The organism is uncultured Brachyspira sp. (assembly GCF_944390845.1).
Classification (GTDB): Bacteria; Spirochaetota; Brachyspiria; order Brachyspirales; family Brachyspiraceae; genus Brachyspira; species Brachyspira pulli.
Genome location: NZ_CALXRM010000020.1, coordinates 30,897 through 49,803, shown reverse-complemented (window position 1 = coordinate 49,803; position 18,907 = coordinate 30,897). Strand labels below are relative to the sequence as shown.

Sequence of the window (18,907 nt, the reverse complement as noted above, 5' to 3'; positions counted from 1 at the left end):
ATTTAATATACCTAAACAACTATATTTTGTCAATTTTGATATCTTGGCAGATGTATTATCAACTTTTTTGACGCACACGCTCTGCGGACTTCGTCAAAGTTGCAAAAAACGCAAATACTACAACCTTATATTATTACAATATGTATTAAATTTATGGTAATACCTAAAATTTAGGTTAAAATTTAGTCTTTTTGGTTCTTTGTGCCACGCCACAGGCACTCCCTTTCAGTCGCAAAAGAACTGGTGGTGTTACGAAGTACGCAGAGCGGTGGGGGTAGTCCCCGCAAATAACCTAAATTTAAAATTGTATTTTTTGACAAACTTAAAAATTTTCAGTATATATTAAATTTCAAAACAGATAAATAAATTAGTTTTAGAATTTATTATTTATATAATTAGAATTTATTATTTATATAATAGGAAGGCTTTATATAAAACCCTCCTATTATAAAAGCATAATATAATTAAATAGCTGAATATGATTTCTCAAATTTTTGAGAATCACATAAACTTTTTTTATGTAAATTATAGGCTATTAAACATAAAATTATCTGCACCATAGATGATATTGGTGTAGCAAGTCCTATAGTAAAAAGCGAAGCATTATCAATCTGACTCATTAAATATACAACAGGTATTCTTACAAAAAATGCCCCTACTATTCCTTGAATCATAACAAACAATGTTTTTCCGCATCCGTTAAAATATCCTACAAAACAGAATAAAATAGCGGTAAGCATACAGTCTATAGCATAAGCTTTCAAATAACTATGCGATGCTAATATAACAGTATTTTCTTTTGAGAATATATTTGATAATAATGATCCGAAAAAGAAAGAAAATATTCCCATAATTATTCCAGCTATAAAAGCCGTTCTAATGCCGTAAATTAATGCTTTTTTAGAACGTTCATATAATCCTGCACCATTATTTTGTGCTACAAATGCAGATATTGACTGCATATAGGCAGAAGCAACAAGCATTAAAAATACACATACTTTTTCAGCTACTCCAACAGCTGCAGATTACATTACTCCCATTCCATTAACTATTACCTGTATGAATAAAAATGAAAACTGAACAAGCATTTCCTGTAAAGCAATAGGGGAACCTATAAACAGTATTCTTTTTACAGATTCTTTTTCTAATTTGATATATTTTCTAGAAAATGTAAAAGGAAGTTTTTTCTTACTTATAAAATAAAGTGAAAATATTACACTTACAGCCTGAGAAGAAATGGTAGCAATGGCAGCACCAGAAGCTCCCATATCGAAAACGGCAACTAATATAATGTCTCCTACTATATTAATAAAACAGGCAATAGCAACAGTAATTAATGGAGTTTTTGAATCTCCAATTCCTCTAAATACTGCACCTATACAATTATATGCTACTATAAATATTGTTCCTATACCGCATATTTTTATATAATTGCTTGTTTGTGTAAATGCTTCTTTTGGGGCATGCATATATACTGCAATTTGATCGCTGAAAGGAACTATAAAGAAAGTAATTATAACAGCGATAACTGAAAAAATAATAATTCCGCTTCCTATTCCCTGTGCTGCTTTTTGGCTTTTATTTGCTCCTATAGCTTCTCCTACAAATACAGTTACACCCATAGTAAGTCCTGTTATTATCATAGTTATCATATTGAATAATTGACTGCCTGAAGCAACTCCAGACTGTTCATTAGTTCCTGCAAACTGTCCTACTATTATCAAGTCTGCAGCTCCGTACATAGCCTGCAGAAATAATGCCAAAAGTATTGGAAAAGCAAATGAAATTAATGATTTTAATATTTTTCCTTGCGTTAAAGTTTGTTCTTTCATTTTATAACTCCTATTATTAATTTTTATGTTCAATATTGGTTTTGTATATGGCAAAATAAAATCCAAAAAAAAAGCTGAATAAGAAAACGGGGATTCCACCCGTCATCTTATCCAGCTAATAACTTCAAATGTTATTTCACCCTCCGATGAACGATATTTATAATAATATATAAATAATAAAAAGTCAAATTTTGGACTAATAAATTTATATATTTTTTATAAATTTTATTTGCTTTATATATGTATATTGAAATAAATACATCTATATAGTATACTTATTTTAATAATATTAAAGGAAAAACTATGAAGAAAATATTTGTACTCATTACAATAATGTCTTTAATTATAATTCAATGCGGTAATAAAAATTCATCTAATAATCAAACAGATGTTAATACAAATACTGTTAATACAAATGAGGCAGTACAGTCAAATGAAACTATACCAGCAACAAAAATATTATCACAGGCAGATGCAGCATTTTTAGATAAAGTAAAAAATAAAATAATTATAAGCGGTATGGCAAAATATACTTTTAAAGATAACGGCGATATAGAATATCTATATGATTCCGGAAGTTATAGAGAAGATAAAAATTATATCTTTGAATCTTCAAAAGACGGAACTAATGCTTATTATTATGAAACTTATAATATACAGGATAAGTACGAAAAAGGACCAAGTAATATAGCTACAAATTATAAAGGCTTTTCAGTAAAAAATGGAATTCTTTATGAGGATAATTATCAAGGTTATGAAGGCGATCCTAATGAAACTATAATGGTTAAATGGGAAAAAGAAAATTATTATTCTAATTACTATTATAGAGAAGTAAAAGAAAATCCTAATTTTGATAATTTCCCTTATGAAAATAAAGCTGATGTAACCTTTGAAGCGTATAATGAAAGACAGCAAGGTATATTAATATCAGAATCAGAGTATAAACCAGAAGAAGTAGGTAATATTAATACTTATAATTTTAACGGTATATATTCAAATAATAATTCTTCTATAGAATTAAAGAAAAATAATGATGAAACTTTCTATTTATATGCTATTAACATAACTATAGATGAAAACGGACAAACAGTAACTAATATTCAAAGTACAGATGTTAGTAAAATGGTATTACAAGAGAATCAGTATGTTGAACCTCATTGCGGTATAGGTTCTCATACTTTAGATTATGAAGAGACTGTAGGAATGGATGGAGGTTATATTATATCTATTCAGCCTATAAATGCTGATACTATTATAGTAACAGAGCCTAATGGAAGCTATGGATTTACTGGAGTATATAAAAAAGCTCCTGAAATAGTGGATGCTATAGATGCTAATGATAAAAGCACTAAAGAAAAAGCATATTATAATGCTTGCAGATGGTATGCTGAAAATTATAGTGAATTAAATGATATTTTTAATAAAATAGTAGATTTCGATTTTGAGGGCGGCGGATATTATGAGATTAATATGGAGAATGTATATCTCTATATAGCTAAATTTAAAAATTCGGGATATTTTTCTGATAATTATATTAAAAATTTAGAAAATAGTTTTGAAGAAATAAAAAATAATTTGGAAGAAAATAAACAAAGTGATGGAACTGTTGATGGTATGGAAGCAGACTGGTTTTTAGCTACACAAGAGATTGATTATTATCTTAATATTATAACTAATGAAATGACGCTTAAAAATGTAGTAAATTATGACGATGAAGGAAAGTCTTTATGTATAAGTAATGAGGCAGGAGAGTTTGTAATTTTAGAGGTTAAAAAATATGGTGATGAATGGTTAATTGAATAATAAATATTTAATAATATAGTTAAATTAACGCACGGTTAACATAATTTTAAATATTAAAATAAATTAGAATTCTAAATTAATCAATATTTTTAATTTCATTCTGCGTGCGGTAAATACTTTATAAATTTAAAAAAATTAGGGTGGGTGTTATATTGTTTATTAAAGCTAATTAAGAAAAATAATATTGTGATTATAGATATAGGTTAATAAACCTAAAGGGTGGGGGTATTAGAATAATTCAAAAAAGAAAATTATTCTAAGTCCCGCCCTTTTTGTTTTTATGTTTTTATTAGAATATATAATATTTTTTATTTTTTATGCGTAATTATAAAAAGCACGCCCGCCCAAACGGAGATTAGATTTATAGAATTATTCACCGCACGTTAAACATTATTAATATAATAGAAGATAATAATTGTAATTATTGTTTTATTTATATTTATAATTTTGTTAAGCGTGCGGTGATAAAGTTTATTATTTAATACTTTTGTTTTTATTATATTTCTTGTTAAGAACCCTAGAAGAACAATCCAAACCATAATCAGCAAAATCCTGTTTATCTTTCATATAATAAGCAAGACCAGCAACCATAGCAGCATTGTCAGTAGTATATTTTAAAGCAGGAAGATAACATTCAAAATCCTTAGAGTTTCCAAATCTCTCACGTAAATAACTATTGCATGCTACTCCGCCAGATAATGTAACTCTTTTAATACCGCTTTTTTCTATATACTTAAGAGTTTTTATATAGAGAGGTTCTATTGCACTAATTTGAAAAGCAGCCGCTATATTTTCATTAGTAGCTTCATAACCTTCTTTTAAATATTTTTTTGTAGAGTATACACAAGCAGTTTTTAATCCGCTGTATGAGAAATTGAATTCATCTATTCCATTAAGAAGTACTATAGGATATTTTATAGCTTCTTTGTTGCCTTCTTTTGCCAGCTTATCTATTATAGGGCCGCCTGGATATCCTAAATTTAAAAATTTTGAAACTTTATCATAAGCTTCACCAACAGCATCATCTAAAGTTGTTCCTACTACTTTGTATTCACCGTAATCATGTACTTCTGTTATTATAGTATGTCCTCCGGATACAACTAATGCTATATACGGAAATTCTATATTATTTGTAAGATGAGGTGAATAAATATGTGCTGCTATATGGTCTAATGCCAATAATGGTTTATTTAATGAAAAAGCTAAAGCCTTTGCACTTCCAACTCCAACAAGCAATGAACCTAAAAGTCCAGGTCTGTTAGTAACAGCAAATATATCTATTTTATCCAAAGTTAAATTTGCATCTTTTAATGCTTTGTCTATAACATATAGTATAGCTTCTAAATGTTTTCTAGCTGCTATCTCAGGAACTACACCTTGAAAATCTTTATGAGCATCTATTGATGAACTTAATACTGATGATAAAACATTATTTCCATTTTCTACTATAGCAACTGAAGTATCATCACAGGAAGTATCTATACCTAATATTATCATGTTTTCTCCAATATTATTAAAATAATTATATTGATATTAATATATATTTTTTTCAGATATTTGTAAATAGTTTTATTTTATAGAGTAATGTATTTATTGATTATATTGATAAAGTTATATATTTTTATTAAATATGATTACCGAGTTTTATGTGTATTTTAATTCAAATGGAATAAATTTTAATAATAGTTTTATTAAACAATGGACTTGAATATTATATCTAAGCCCATTGTTTATTTTTTATAATTAATTTAATCTTTTATTTTTGAAGCCATTATATTAGCTACTATTGAACCTGATATATTATGCCATACACTAAATATAGCTCCCGGTACTGTTGCAAGTGCCATTGATGCAAAATGAGTTGCAGCAAGAGAAGTTGCAAGTCCTGAGTTTTGCATGCCAACTTCTATTGATACAGCTTTACATTTAGCATTGTTTAATCTGAATAATTTACCTAATAAATAGCCGCATAAATATCCTAAACAATTATGAAGTACAACTACTATTATAACTAAATAACCAACCTGCATTAATCTTTGTGAGTTTGCTGATACAACGGCAGCTACTATTGCTACAATAGCAAGTACTGATATTAAAGGAAGTATTTCTTTTATGCTGTTTGTAAATTTATAAAAGAATTTATTTATTATAAAACCCAAAGCTATAGGAAGTATAACAACCTGTACTATTGATACGAACATACTCACAGCATTAACATCAACCTTTTGTCCTGCATATAATAAAGTGAGTAATGGAGTTGCAAAAGGTGCAAGTATTGTTGATACGGAAGTCATACCCACAGATAAAGCCACATCGCCTTTAGCTAAATATGTCATAACATTTGATGAAGTTCCGCCGGGACAAGTTCCTACAAGTATAACTCCTACAGCAAGTTCAGGAGGAAGTTTAAAAATAATAGAAAGCAGGAATGCAAGTAAAGGCATTATAGTAAATTGTGCTATAGCTCCTATTATTATATCTTTTGGTCTTGTAAATACCACTTTAAAATCTTCCAGCTTTAATGTAAGCCCCATACCAAACATTACTATCATTAATAGATAGTTAACATAACTTGTTTTGATAAAGCTTACTGTATTTGGAAAGAATAATGATACAGCAGCTACTATTAATACTATAACAGCCATATACTTGCCAAAGAAATTGCTTATTTGTTTTAATGTTTTCATTTTTTTATCCTTTTTATAAATTATTTTTTATCATTGTTTATTATTGAAATCTTCTAAATCTATTATAGCCTTTAATATCATTTCCTTATCAACTTTATACGGACTTATATTTAAATCTTTTCCTGCAAGAACTTCTTCCAATGCATGATTAAGTTCTTCATCTTCCAAACTTGCTTTATTTATTCCTATATCTTTTAAACATGTTGGCAGAGATATAGATTTATTGAATCTGAAAATATTTTCTCTTGCTTCATATTGTTCGTCCATAGTAAGAAGCAATAATATTCCATAAGATACTAATTCACCATGAAGCAGTTTTTCTCTTATTCTTTTTACTTTTGTAAATCCAGTATGCATGCCATGTGCTAAGGATACATGATAATCATCTTTAGCCATTACTGATGTTAAACCTGTAGTATATATTATATGAAGTATTATTCTATTTAAAACATCAGTTACCTTTTTATTTTTAAAATCGTTTATAGCTTCTGAATAATGTTTTAATATATCATTGGAACAGTTTTTTATTATTTCTATTCCTAAGAAATTTTGATAATTTAAATTCTCATTTCTTGTAGAGAATAAAGCTTCATACTGTTTGGAAACTGCATTACCTATACCGGCTCTGAAATAATTTTCAGGAGAATTTAATATGATATCAGTATTTATAAATGTATGCAAAGGAGGTCTTTTCTCAGCAAACATTTTTTGAAAGCTTCCGTCACTATGATAAACAACAGAAAGACCAGTTACAGCAGCACAATTTGAAGCTAATGTTGGAAATGTAAATATAGGCTTATTTATAGTATGTGCTAAAACTTTTGATGTATCTAATGATCTTCCTCCTCCAACAGCGAATATCATATCAGCCTCCATTACAGCCTGTTTATTTTTTAGTAAATCTACATTTTCAAAGGTAGACTTGTCGCCGTAATGAAACATTCCTGTTATGGTTATATCTTTTATATTGTTTAATATTAATTCTATTGATGCCTGCAGAGATTTTTTACCTGATATTATAACAGCTTTTTTACCATAATTTGAACATATACTATATATATCTTTATAAGCATCGCTTCCTATACTAAAGTTTGTTAAAAATAAATTTTCTTTACTCATTTTTTATCCTTATAATTAATATTTTATTTTTATTTTTTTAAGCGGTAAACTAGAATATGATAATTAAGAAATAAAGTTTACTGCAATTAATAATAAATTTTATTCTTTTGTCCTTGCCGCCATTATATTAGCAACTATTGAACCTGATATACAATGCCATACGCTCCTATAGCACCAGGTACTGCAGCTAATGCCATATATGCAAAATGTGTTGAAGCTAGTGAGGAAGCTAATCCGGCATTTTGCATACCAACTTCTATAGATATAGTTTTGCATTTAGCATTATTGAATTTGCATACCTTTCCTAAGAAATAGCCAAGCATATAACCTAAAGTATTATGTATTATTATAACTATAACTACCAAGTGACCAACCTGCATAAGTCTTTGAGAGTTTGCAGATACTACAGCAGCTACTATTGCAACAACTGCTACTACTGATATTAAAGGAAGTACATCTGGCTATATCTTTTGGTCTTGTGAATAATACTTTGAAATCTTCAACTTTTAATGTTATACCCATACAGAACATTGCTGTCATAAGAAGATAGTTAACATAAGTTGTTTTTATAAAACTTACAGATTTTGGGAAGAATAAAGATACTGCTGCTACAACCAATACTATAACTGACATATATTTACCGAAGAAATTACTTATTTGTTTTAATGTTTTCATTTTTAATTATCCTTTTTTATTATTATTTAAATTTTATTTTATTATTTTTATATTAGATTTGTTTCAAAACTTATTAATATTGATTAAATAATATTTAATATATTTTAGTATTTAAAAATGCGGTTCTTCGCGAAGCGTATCCGAGCCTGTTGAGGATATATCTTCTCGCCGCAGGCGGGTTTCGCCTTATACCAATACCGAAAGGTACCTTGCCTATGGCACGCAGAGCGTCGGTAAAAGAAGTAGGGTGTTACCCTACGGGTACGCTTCGCGGTGGGCAAAGCCCCATTATAAAATTTAAATACTATAATTATTACCAATATATTTAAAAGTTCTAAGACAAGTCTATTGCTTTATAAAATTAATTTTTAATAATCATACTTTTCTCCTTTAAAAAATTTTATTTAAAATAAATTTAGTTTAAGCTTATATCAGCTATAAACTAAACAATTTTTATCCTGGCTTAAAAGATAGATATTCAAGCAGTCTGTAATATTAATTTTTTATGATGACTTTTAGATTATTAGATTAATAGTGCTTATTTGATGTTATAGATTTAAGAATAATATCTATAACATCAATTTATTTTTTAATTATTAATTATTATTTTAATACAGCACCAGTATTAGCAGACTGAACAAGTTTTCTATATCTTCCAAGCCAGCCTCTAATTTCTTCTAAAGGTTTAATAGGAATCTCTTTTCTTCTTTTTTCCATTTCTTCATCAGAGATTTCTAAATTGATTTTATGATTAGGAATGTCTATACTTATGATGTCATTTTCTTTTATGAATGCTATTTCTCCGCCGCTTGCAGCTTCCGGTGAAACGTGACCTATAGATGCACCTCTTGAAGCTCCTGAGAATCTTCCGTCAGTTATTAAAGCAACATCTTTATCTAATTTCATACCAGCAAGTGCAGAAGTAGGGTTTAACATCTCACGCATACCAGGTCCGCCTTTTGGTCCTTCATATCTTATAACAACAACATCACCTTTATTTATTTTACCGGCATATATAGCGGATATTGCATCTTCTTCACAGTCGAATACTCTTGCAGGGCCTTTATGTACAAGCATTTCATCAGCAACAGCAGAACGCTTAACAACACAGCCGTCTTTTGCTATATTTCCCCAAAGTATTGCTATACCGCCAGTTTTACTATAAGGGTTTTCTATATTTCTTAAAACATTATTATTTTTGTTAACAGCATCTTTTATATTTTCAGCTATAGTTTTACCTGTAACTGTTACAAGAGAAGTATTTATAAATCCGCCTTTTTCAAGCTCTTTCATAACAGCAGGTATTCCGCCGGCTTTGTATAAATCTTCTATATAATTATGTCCGGCAGGGGCTAAATGACAAAGATTAGGAGTACGGTCGCTTACTTCATTTATGATTTTTAAGTCTAATTCTATTCCTGCCTCATTAGCTATAGCAAGCAAGTGAAGTACGCTATTTGTAGAACAGCCTAATGCCATATCAACAGCAAGGGCATTTTTAAAAGATTCAGGAGTTATTATATCTAATGGTTTTATATTATTTTTCAATAATTCCATAACCTGCATACCGGCTTTTTTAGCAAGTAAAGTTCTAGCAGAATAAACAGCAGGTATTGTTCCGTTTCCAGGCAAAGCTATACCTAATGCCTCAGAAAGACAGTTCATACTATTAGCAGTATACATACCCGCACAAGAACCGCAGCTTGGGCATGTATGCTGAGCATATTCTTCCAATTCAGCGTCATTTATAAGATTAGCTTTTTTAGCTCCAACAGCTTCAAATATATTTGATAAACTTACTTTTTCCTCTCCATGATCACCTGGAAGCATAGCTCCTCCGCTTATAACTATTCCAGGTATATTCATTCTTAAAAGTCCCATTATCATTCCAGGAACTATTTTATCGCAGTTAGGTACAAGTACAACTCCGTCCAAACCATGAGCTATAACCATACTTTCAACAGAATCAGCTATTAATTCTCTTGAAGGAAGTGAATATTTCATTCCTAAGTGTCCCATAGCTATTCCGTCGCAAACACCTATTGAAGGTATAAGTATTGGAGTACCTCCTCCTATTAATACGCCAGCTTTAACAGCCTGAGAAAGTTTATCAAGATGTATATGTCCAGGTACGATTTCACTATATGCAGAAATAATTCCGATCAGAGGTCTTTTTAATTCTTCATCTGTATATCCCATAGAGTAGAATAATGATCTGTTTGGTGCTCTTTCATCACCTTTCAATACTCTGTCGCTTCTTAAAGAACTATTTTCTCTGAAACTCATAATTATTTCTCCATTTAATAAATTTAAGTTAATACATTCTATTAGTAGAATGATAAAAAATCAAGACTTTTTTTATTATTTATAGTATTTTTTATCAATTATTTTTGATATTTTTATTGTTTTTTTTTATTTGTATTATATTATTACTTTATAAGTATTTTTTAATATTATCAAATTTAACTGAGAATATATGGTTTATTTATTTTTAGCATTGTTAATATTGCTATAATAAATAATGTTGATTATTGTTCATTATATATTTATAAGTTGGAGGAAATATGTTTAAAAAAGTCGGATTGAAATTTCAAATCACAGCCATTATATTAGTTCCTATTATAATAATTATTATAATAGCAAATACTGTAATTATGTTGTATGTAGGTAAAATAACTAAAAATTTATCGTATAAGATATTACAGGAAACTTCATTAAAAGAAGCTAATGATATAAAATTTAATATAGAAAAACATATATATAGTGTTATGGGACTTAAAGTTAATATAGAAAATATATATAATAAAGGGATAAGAGATAGGGCAACATATAAACAATCAACTTCAGTATTTTTTAATAGCCTTCCTGATGATATAAATGGCTTATCAATAGCTTTTGAACCTAATGCATTAGATAATGATGCAGATTATATTAATACGGAATATAGACCTTCTAATGGAAGATTTAATTATTATATATCAAGAAACGGAGAAGCATATTTAGGTTTGGATACTTTTAATGTAGATTATTATACAGAACCTAAAAAAACAGGTCAGATATATGTATCTGGTGTTTATAATTCCACAGTTAATGCTGATACAGTATTATTTACTTTATGTATACCTATAGCTCCTAATAATAAATTTATAGGTGTTATATATGTTGATATTTTTGTAGATTCAATTACTTCTTTATTGAATAATATTAAACCTTTTGAGGATACAACTGTTGAATTGTATGATCAAAATGGTTCTGTTATATATGATACATATAATAAATCTAATATTTCTAAAAATATTTATGAAGCATATCCTCATTATAAAGATTATAATGTTTTAGATAATATTAAAAATGGTAAATCATTAATGATAGAGGGATATAGTGATGTTTCTAAGGAAGAGCTTTTATATGCATTTACACCAATAGAGATATCTAAAGGAGTTTTTTGGTGTTTGGAATTGGCTTCAGCAAAAAATGTAGTATTGAAAGATAGTATTGCTATGAGCTATGTTCTTCTTATAATTTTGATTTTGATAATTGCTATACTCTTCTTAATTATCCCATACATCATAGGAAGAAAAGTATCCAATATAATCAATGCATTGTCAAAAGATATTTTAGCTATGGCTGAAGGTGATTTGACTAGAGAAATACCTAAACATTTTGATCAAAGAAGAGATGAATGGGGTGATATAGCGAGAGGCTGGGATAAGGCTATGAAGAATTTTAACAATGTAATAAATACAGTTAAAAATTCTGCTGAACAAGTTTCTACTGCTGCAAATGAAGTATTGATTGGAAACAATGATTTATCTCAAAGAACAGAATCACAGGCTTCTAGTTTGGAAGAAACAGCAGCTTCTATGAATCAAATGGCTAGTGCTATTAAAGAATCAGCTGAGAATGTTGCAACAAGTACTACTATGGTATCTGAAGCAAAAGAGCATTTGAATAAAGCAGGTAAGATAGTTGAAGAAAGTGTAAGTAAAATGGATGATGTTTATGAATCAAGTAATAAGATTATGGATATTACTAAACTTATAGAAAATATTGCTTTCCAAACAAATATACTTGCTTTGAATGCTTCTGTTGAGGCAGCAAGAGCAGGGGAACAGGGACGCGGTTTTGCGGTTGTAGCTAGTGAAGTAAGAAATTTGGCACAGACTACACAGGAATCAGTAAAAAATATTACTTCTCTAATTACTGATAGTAATGAAAAGATATATTTAGCTGCAGATAGTGTAAGAGAATCAAAAGAAATATTTGCTGAAATATCTGAAAAAATGGACAGTGCTTCTACATTAATGGATAGAATTAATATAGCAGCACAGGAACAGGAAAAAGGTATAGAGCAAATAAATATAGCTATTAATAATATGGATTCTTCAGTTCAGAAAAATGCTGCTTTAGTTACTGAGGCTACTTCTGCTTCTGAGTCATTATTGAGTGAGGCTAATGAGTTAGTTAAATCTATAGAATATTTTAAATTAAAATATTGATTTATAGATATGTGAAAATATAAATTAATTTCTATTTCAGCAAGGTATACATTTAATAAAATGATATCTTACTGTTTTTTTATTCAAATTTTAATATCAATATTTTAATAACTATAAAGTTTCTTATTATATATAATAGTGTATTGATTTAAATCATAAAATATTAAAATAAAAAATTATCAAAAAAACATATTGCTAAAATTGTTAGTATAATATAAAATATGTTAGATTAATCTAAGAAAGGAGTTAAAAATGTCAATTATAAACGAAGAAACAGTAAAACTATTAAATGCTCATTTAAATGAAGAACATTATTCAGCTAATCTTTATTTCAATATGGCTGGCTGGTGTGAAAGAGAGGGGTTAAAAGGCTGCAGTAAATTTTTATATAATCATTCTGCTGAAGAACATACTCATTTAGAGAAATTTAGAGAGTTTATCAATAAAGCCGGAGGACAGGCTATTATGGGAGAGATGAGAGCTCCTGAAAGCAGTTTTAATTCTGTAGAGGAATTATTTGAAAAAATAGTTAAGCATGAGGAATATATTACTTCTTGTATTAATAAGTTAGTCGGCATAGCTATGGATAATAAAGATTATGTAACATTGAAATTTTTAGAGTGGTTTGTTGAAGAACAGCTTGAAGAAGAAGAACTATTTAATGATATTCTAAAAAAGATAAAGATTTTAGGAGATTTGAAAGGCAGAAATCTTTATACATTTGATAAATTTATTGATAATTTAGATTCTAAAGAACATAATTCTTAATTAATTAACTCTTTTAATCCTTGGGTATATTATTATAATAATAGTATACCCTTTATTATTTCAAAATTATAACAAATTCCTTTTTGCTTTTATTTTTTAATAATAAATTTTTAGAATTTTATCAAAAATATGTTATAATATATACAAAGTGAAATAATACTATAATTTTCTAGGTTATAAAATATATAAAGGAGTTTTGTTATGTCTATCATAAAAGAAGAAACTATAAAACTATTAAACATTCAATTAAATAAAGAATTGTATTCAGCTAGCCTTTATTTTAATATGGCTGGTTGGTGCGATAAGAAAAGTTTGAAAGGATGCAGCAGCTTTTTATATGGACACTATAAAGAAGAATTAGAACATTTTGAAAAATTTAGAGATTTTATAAATAAAGTAGGCGGACAAGCAGTAATCAGCGAAATGCATGCTCCTCAAAGCGATTTCAAATCAGTAGAAGATTTATTTGAAACAGTATTAAAACATGAAGAATATGTTACTTCTTGTATTAATGAACTTGTAGGTGCTGCTATGGAAAGTAAAGATTATATTACATCTAGATTCTTAGACTGGTTTATACAAGAGCAGCTTGAAGAAGAAGAATTATTCAATGATATTATTGAAAAAATAAAAATGCTTGGCGGCGGTAACTTAGAAGGAAGAAACCTTTATACATTCGATAAAGCTATGAATACTTTGAATACAGAAAAACATTCAGGCGGACTTAATATAAGTGCACAATAAAAAATAAATAATTAAAGAATAAAGAGAGGGTATATGATTGATAAATTTTTAAATATTTTCAAAAAAAAGGATAATTCAAGTATTATACCCTCTAATAATGAACCTGTAACAGCAGAGAATTTTTTTAATTATGATAAATCCAATCCTTATGAAATAAGAGCTGTTAATCTTACAAAATTTTATGGTAAAAGAAAGATTATAGGCGATATTTCATATAGTGTAAAACAAGGTGAAGTTGTAGGACTGTTGGGGCCTAATGGGGCAGGAAAAACTACAAGTTTCTATATTACAGTTGGATTTGTTACAGCTACTGCTGGTAATGTTTATTTAAATGATTTGGACATTACAAAGCTTCACATGCATGAAAGAGCTACATTAGGTATAGGTTATTTGCCTCAGGAAGCTTCTATTTTCCGTAAACTTTCAGTAGAAGATAATTTACTTTCTATATTAGAGTATAATAAAGCATTATCATCGAAGGATAGAATGGATATTACTGATATGCTTCTTGCTGAATTTAATATTACGCATGTAAGAAAGCAAAAAGGATACACTCTTTCAGGCGGTGAAAGAAGAAGATGTGAAATAGCAAGGGCTTTAACAGTTAATCCAAAGTTTATATTATTAGATGAGCCATTTGCAGGTGTTGACCCTATTGCCGTTATAGACATACAAAATATTATTGCCTCACTAAAAGAAAAAGGACTAGGAATATTAATAACAGACCACAATGTACGTGAAACTTTAAGGATCACAGACAGGGCATATATAATGGGTAATGGTCAGATATTAGTAAAAGGCACTCCAGATGAAATAATTAATAACCCATTAGCACGTAAAGTGTATTTGGGCGAATCTTTCACTATGTAAATTTTATATCTAAATTTATATTTATAACATTAAAAAAGGAGCTTATTAAAGCCCCTTTATTTTACATTTGTAATTTATAATCTTATTTAATTATATAATTAATAGCTTCTATAAATGTATTAAATGAAGTTTCTGTCATATAATATCTATTATTATCATTATTTTTTACTATTTCATAATTATTGTCATCAAGTTTGTTTAAAATCTCATAAAACATATTGTTATTTGTTGATTGTATATTTATTTTGTATAAAGAAGCATTTTTATTTATACTTTCATTTGTTATAATACCATCAGCATTAAAATTAGCCAAAGTAAATATGCTTGTATATACATCGTTTCCTTTTACAGTGTTATTATTCCAAGTTTTAACCCAATTATCATTTGTATCATTTTTTTGTCTTTCCAATGTATAAGAATTATTATTGTATTCAATAGTTATGCTGTCTATTTCATCATTACGTATTTTTGAAATAGTTTTATTTATCAAATCATTTTGTGTTTTATCGAATATATCTTTAGGATTTGAAGCAGTATTTCCAAGCAAATATATGTTTTTGTCATTATCAATTCTGCCGTATACGCTGTTTCCGAATGTTGATTTCATACCAAATTTTATATTTCTTACTTCCTTTGAAGAACCGTCTAAAGCTTTAACTGATAAAACTTCTTCATCAGATAATTTATATTTTGATATAGTATCATCATCACCCCTTGAAACTATTTCAACAGGCTGTATTTTATTTAATGCATTTGTCATAGAATCTATTAAAGAAGAATCAGCATTATATTTATCATTTATAATCCAATTATTATCTTTATATTTTATTGATATAGTTTCATTTAATCCTCTATTAACTATTATTTCAGATATATTTGAATTTATAGCTTTTAGAGTAGGTAATGAATATCCTCTATTTTTTAGGAACATTGTTGCTATTAATATGATTATTAAAACTACTATTATAGATGATAATGTTATATATTTTTTTGTTATGTTATTATTCATTCTTTTTATTACCCTTATGTTATTGATTTTATTAATTTTACTAATATATAACTATTTAAGAATAAAAATAGTAAATAATTATACTATATCATAAGTTTTTTTGCTATTCATTTTTATTTCTGTTTTTCATATCAAGAACATTTAAATAATTTTCTAATATTAAAGTAGCAGCAATTAAATCATTCGCTTTATTTTTGACATTTTTCTTTTTTCCTCTTAATATGAAATCAGCTTCTTTAGAAGTTCCGTATTCATCAACGAATACAATATTTACTTTTACACTTTTTAATAGAAATTCAGAAAACCTTCTTATTTCAGCACACCATTCGCTTTCCTTTCCTTCATCAGATAAAGGAAGTCCGAAAACAACAGTATCAATTTTTTTCTCTTCAATGATATCCATTAAAGCACGTTTTATTTTTCTGGCATTGCTTTCTTCTATTAGTTTGCATGGAAAAGGTATTTTTATATCCATATCCATAAAAGCAGTGCCTGTTTTTTTTCTTCCGAAATCTACACCAAGTACCATTTAATATCCAAATTATAAAGTAATAAAGTTAATATATTATAAACTAATTTTTATTAAATTGTAATATTTGTATGATATTTTTTGACTAATCATACAAAATTACTATACTATAATCTTGTAAAAAATATATTGGAGTATGTTATGAGATTTCTAAATTACTTTTTTATTTTCATTCTAATATTTTTATATTCCTGCGGCAGCGGAAATAGTAAAAAAGAAAATTATAAAATTTCTGATATTAGAATGCAGTATTCAAATGTTATCAATATGAGAGGAGTTCCAACTAATACTTTTCCTCAAACAGAACATGAGTTTTTTCCTTTTGTAGATATGGGAGCTTGGCATGCACATTATTTGCCTACTTATTAGGATAATACTGTATGGGGAGGATTCACTGGACCTCTATATATAGCAGAAGAATACGGAGTTTATTTAAGTAAAGCTTTTGCAATATTAGATTTATATGCTGATGATCAAAGAGTAGATTTATCAAAAAGCAAAGCTTCTTTTATTTCTATACCTGGAGGACTTTTACAAAATTATTCTTTGGATAATTTGGATATTAGTCAGGAATTAATATTTATAAATAATAGAACTTCTTTAATAAAAGTTGAAATTACAAATAAAACAGATAAAAATATTTCAGCACAAATTAATATTAAAGGAGATATAAATTCTTATAAAGATGATTCTTATTTAGAAACTATTGATAATGGTGTTGCAGTAAAGTTTAAAGGTCTTAGAGAAGTATGGACTTATTTAACAAGCACAAATGAACAATTTACTCTTGTTACTTCTTATCCTTCAGTAAGTACAATAAATAATAATAGTTATGAAAATAAGGCAAATGAAAAACTTGATAATAGGATCATCTTCTAATGCAGTATTTTATTATGCTATGATTCATACTTTCAATAATGATGAATTAAATACGGCAATGAATAATTTGAATGAGGCATTTAAAGAACCTATAAAATTGTTTGTTCAAAATGATTCTAGATGGAATGACTATATAAATAAAATAACAAAACCTAATGACAATGAATATAATATAGTATCAGTTAAAGGACTTGAAACTTTAATAGTGAATTGGAGAAGCGGAGCAGGTTCTATACCTTCTGACGGAATAACTCCAGCATTAGCGGTAAAATGGTTTAATGGTTTTTGGCCTTGGGATTCTTGGAAGCAGGTTGCAGCAGCTACTTTATTTGATGAAGAACTTGCAAAAGCTAATATGAGAGTTTTATTTGATTTGCAAATTCAAAGCAACGATACTGTAAGACCTCAGGATGCAGGTATGATAATAGATGCTGTATTTTTCAATAAAGATACATATAGAGGAGGAGACGGCGGAAACTGGAATGAAAGAAATTCTAAACCGCCTTTGTCAGCTTGGGCAGTATGGTGTATTTATGAAGAACATAATGATAAAGCTTTCGTAGAAGAAATGTATGACAAAATAAAATTTTATCATGAATGGTGGTACAGAAACAGAGATTATAATAAAAACGGTGTTGCTGAATATGGTGCTACTGTACACCCATTGAATAACAATGAAGATGAAAAGATATTAGCTTCTGCTTGGGATAGCGGTATGGATAATGCTCCTAGATTTGACAGAGCAGGTTATGGAAAAGATGATATAGGTGTAAAAACTTATGATATTACAAATGAAAAAGGTGAGGTAATAGCTCATACTGTTAATCAGGAATCAGTTGATTTGAATTCATATCTTTATGCCGAAAAAATTTATTTGTCATATATGGCTGATTTATTAGGCAAAAAAGATGAAAAAGAAAAGTTCTTGAAAGATGCTGAAGTATTAAAAGATTATATAGTTAATAATATGTTTGATGAAGAAACAGGTGCTTTTTATGATTTACAGTTTGATTATGATAATAATACAACTAGATTATTAGTTAATAGAGGAAAAGCAGCTGAAACATATATACCATTATGGGCTAACGTTGCAACAGAAGAACAGGCAAAAAGAGTATGTGATTTAATAATGGACGAAAATGTATTTAATACTTATGTTCCTTTACCAACAGTTGCTAAAGATAATCCTTCATTCGCTCATGAGGAATATTGGAGAGGCCCTGTATGGCTTGATCAAAGTTATTTTGCTATTAAAGGTCTTAGAAATTACGGATATAATGATGAAGCTGATGAACTTACAGTTAAAATATTTAATAATTTGGACGGACTTTTAAATGATGTTCCTATTAATGAAAATTACAGCCCTATAACAGGAAAACCTTTAAATGCTCCTGGCTTCAGCTGGTCATCTTCAATGCTTATATTAATGCATCATGATTTGAATAGTACTAATAAATAATATTTTTATTAATTAGTTAGTTAAATAAAAAGGA

17 protein-coding genes and 1 pseudogene are annotated in these 18,907 nt (G+C 28.0%); 8 read left to right on the top strand and 10 right to left on the bottom strand.

From position 1 onward, the window contains the following. Window positions 1-464 precede the first annotated feature (464 nt). Window positions 465-1,010, bottom strand: a pseudogene (locus Q0K52_RS05960) (MATE family efflux transporter); the annotation flags it as partial. Window positions 1,011-1,025: 15 nt separating this feature from the next. After that, window positions 1,026-1,832 (bottom strand): MATE family efflux transporter, encoded by an 807-nt coding sequence (locus Q0K52_RS05955; RefSeq protein WP_297297482.1) that lies wholly within the window; start codon window positions 1,830-1,832, stop codon window positions 1,026-1,028. Window positions 1,833-2,135: 303 nt separating this feature from the next. Here Q0K52_RS05955 and Q0K52_RS05950 point away from each other — a divergent pair, with 303 nt between their 5' ends. After that, window positions 2,136-3,635 carry a hypothetical protein gene (locus Q0K52_RS05950; protein ID WP_297297480.1) on the top strand — a complete coding sequence of 500 codons (1,500 nt, stop codon included), beginning with the start codon at window positions 2,136-2,138 and terminating at the stop codon, window positions 3,633-3,635. A 474-nt stretch (window positions 3,636-4,109) separates the two neighbouring features. Here the strand turns inward: Q0K52_RS05950 and tsaD are convergent, their stop codons facing one another. The 6 genes from tsaD to ilvD form a co-directional block, all read right to left on the bottom strand. Continuing rightward, a complete protein-coding gene (tsaD, locus tag Q0K52_RS05945; RefSeq protein ID WP_297297478.1) occupies window positions 4,110-5,132 on the bottom strand; it encodes a tRNA (adenosine(37)-N6)-threonylcarbamoyltransferase complex transferase subunit TsaD in 1,023 nt (340 codons plus the stop codon). A gap of 251 nt (window positions 5,133-5,383) precedes the next feature. After that, the gene (locus tag Q0K52_RS05940) at window positions 5,384-6,322 is read right to left on the bottom strand and encodes a bile acid:sodium symporter family protein (RefSeq protein ID WP_297297476.1); all 939 of its coding nucleotides are present in this window, start codon (window positions 6,320-6,322) and stop codon (window positions 5,384-5,386) included. A gap of 30 nt (window positions 6,323-6,352) precedes the next feature. Then, window positions 6,353-7,441, bottom strand: a complete 1,089-nt coding sequence (locus Q0K52_RS05935; protein WP_297297474.1) for an iron-containing alcohol dehydrogenase family protein — start codon at window positions 7,439-7,441, stop codon at window positions 6,353-6,355. A 134-nt stretch (window positions 7,442-7,575) separates the two neighbouring features. After that, window positions 7,576-7,806 carry a hypothetical protein gene (locus tag Q0K52_RS05930; RefSeq protein WP_297297472.1) on the bottom strand — a complete coding sequence of 77 codons (231 nt, stop codon included), beginning with the start codon at window positions 7,804-7,806 and terminating at the stop codon, window positions 7,576-7,578. Further along, window positions 7,778-8,116, bottom strand: coding sequence for a hypothetical protein (locus Q0K52_RS05925; RefSeq protein ID WP_297297471.1), 339 nt, complete (start codon window positions 8,114-8,116; stop codon window positions 7,778-7,780). The genes Q0K52_RS05930 and Q0K52_RS05925 overlap by 29 nt, the downstream gene beginning before the upstream one ends. 603 nt (window positions 8,117-8,719) lie before the next feature. Then, a complete protein-coding gene (gene ilvD, locus Q0K52_RS05920; protein ID WP_297297469.1) occupies window positions 8,720-10,402 on the bottom strand; it encodes a dihydroxy-acid dehydratase in 1,683 nt (560 codons plus the stop codon). A 278-nt stretch (window positions 10,403-10,680) separates the two neighbouring features. Here ilvD and Q0K52_RS05915 point away from each other — a divergent pair, with 278 nt between their 5' ends. The 4 genes from Q0K52_RS05915 to lptB all read left to right on the top strand — a co-directional run bounded on the left by Q0K52_RS05915 (window position 10,681) and on the right by lptB (window position 14,997). After that, window positions 10,681-12,615, top strand: a complete 1,935-nt coding sequence (locus Q0K52_RS05915) for a methyl-accepting chemotaxis protein (RefSeq protein WP_297297467.1) — start codon at window positions 10,681-10,683, stop codon at window positions 12,613-12,615. Between the two features lie 252 nt (window positions 12,616-12,867). Next, window positions 12,868-13,383: a ferritin gene (locus Q0K52_RS05910; RefSeq protein WP_297297465.1), complete on the top strand. Its 516-nt coding sequence runs from the start codon at window positions 12,868-12,870 to the stop codon at window positions 13,381-13,383. A gap of 201 nt (window positions 13,384-13,584) precedes the next feature. Continuing rightward, on the top strand, window positions 13,585-14,127 hold the full coding sequence (locus Q0K52_RS05905; protein ID WP_297297463.1) for a ferritin: 543 nt from the start codon (window positions 13,585-13,587) through the stop codon (window positions 14,125-14,127). A gap of 33 nt (window positions 14,128-14,160) precedes the next feature. After that, window positions 14,161-14,997 carry an LPS export ABC transporter ATP-binding protein gene (lptB, locus tag Q0K52_RS05900; protein WP_297297461.1) on the top strand — a complete coding sequence of 279 codons (837 nt, stop codon included), beginning with the start codon at window positions 14,161-14,163 and terminating at the stop codon, window positions 14,995-14,997. An 82-nt stretch (window positions 14,998-15,079) separates the two neighbouring features. On the opposite strand, the gene Q0K52_RS05895 is transcribed toward lptB, so the two are convergent. After that, window positions 15,080-16,006: a DUF4340 domain-containing protein gene (locus Q0K52_RS05895; RefSeq protein ID WP_297297459.1), complete on the bottom strand. Its 927-nt coding sequence runs from the start codon at window positions 16,004-16,006 to the stop codon at window positions 15,080-15,082. A gap of 103 nt (window positions 16,007-16,109) precedes the next feature. Next, window positions 16,110-16,535, bottom strand: a complete 426-nt coding sequence (gene ruvX / locus Q0K52_RS05890; RefSeq protein WP_297297456.1) for a Holliday junction resolvase RuvX — start codon at window positions 16,533-16,535, stop codon at window positions 16,110-16,112. Window positions 16,536-16,676: 141 nt separating this feature from the next. Between ruvX and Q0K52_RS05885 the strand changes: the two genes are divergently transcribed. The 3 genes from Q0K52_RS05885 to Q0K52_RS05875 are packed head-to-tail and all read left to right on the top strand — an operon-like array spanning window position 16,677 to window position 18,873. After that, complete coding sequence (locus Q0K52_RS05885) at window positions 16,677-16,904, top strand: hypothetical protein (RefSeq protein ID WP_297297454.1); 228 nt, start codon at window positions 16,677-16,679, stop codon at window positions 16,902-16,904. A 39-nt stretch (window positions 16,905-16,943) separates the two neighbouring features. Further along, entirely contained in the window at window positions 16,944-17,414 is a 471-nt protein-coding gene (locus Q0K52_RS05880) for a hypothetical protein (RefSeq protein WP_367270975.1), read from the top strand. Continuing rightward, window positions 17,383-18,873: a trehalase family glycosidase gene (locus Q0K52_RS05875; protein WP_297297450.1), complete on the top strand. Its 1,491-nt coding sequence runs from the start codon at window positions 17,383-17,385 to the stop codon at window positions 18,871-18,873. The genes Q0K52_RS05880 and Q0K52_RS05875 overlap by 32 nt, the downstream gene beginning before the upstream one ends. The last annotated feature ends 34 nt before the right edge of the window (window positions 18,874-18,907 follow it).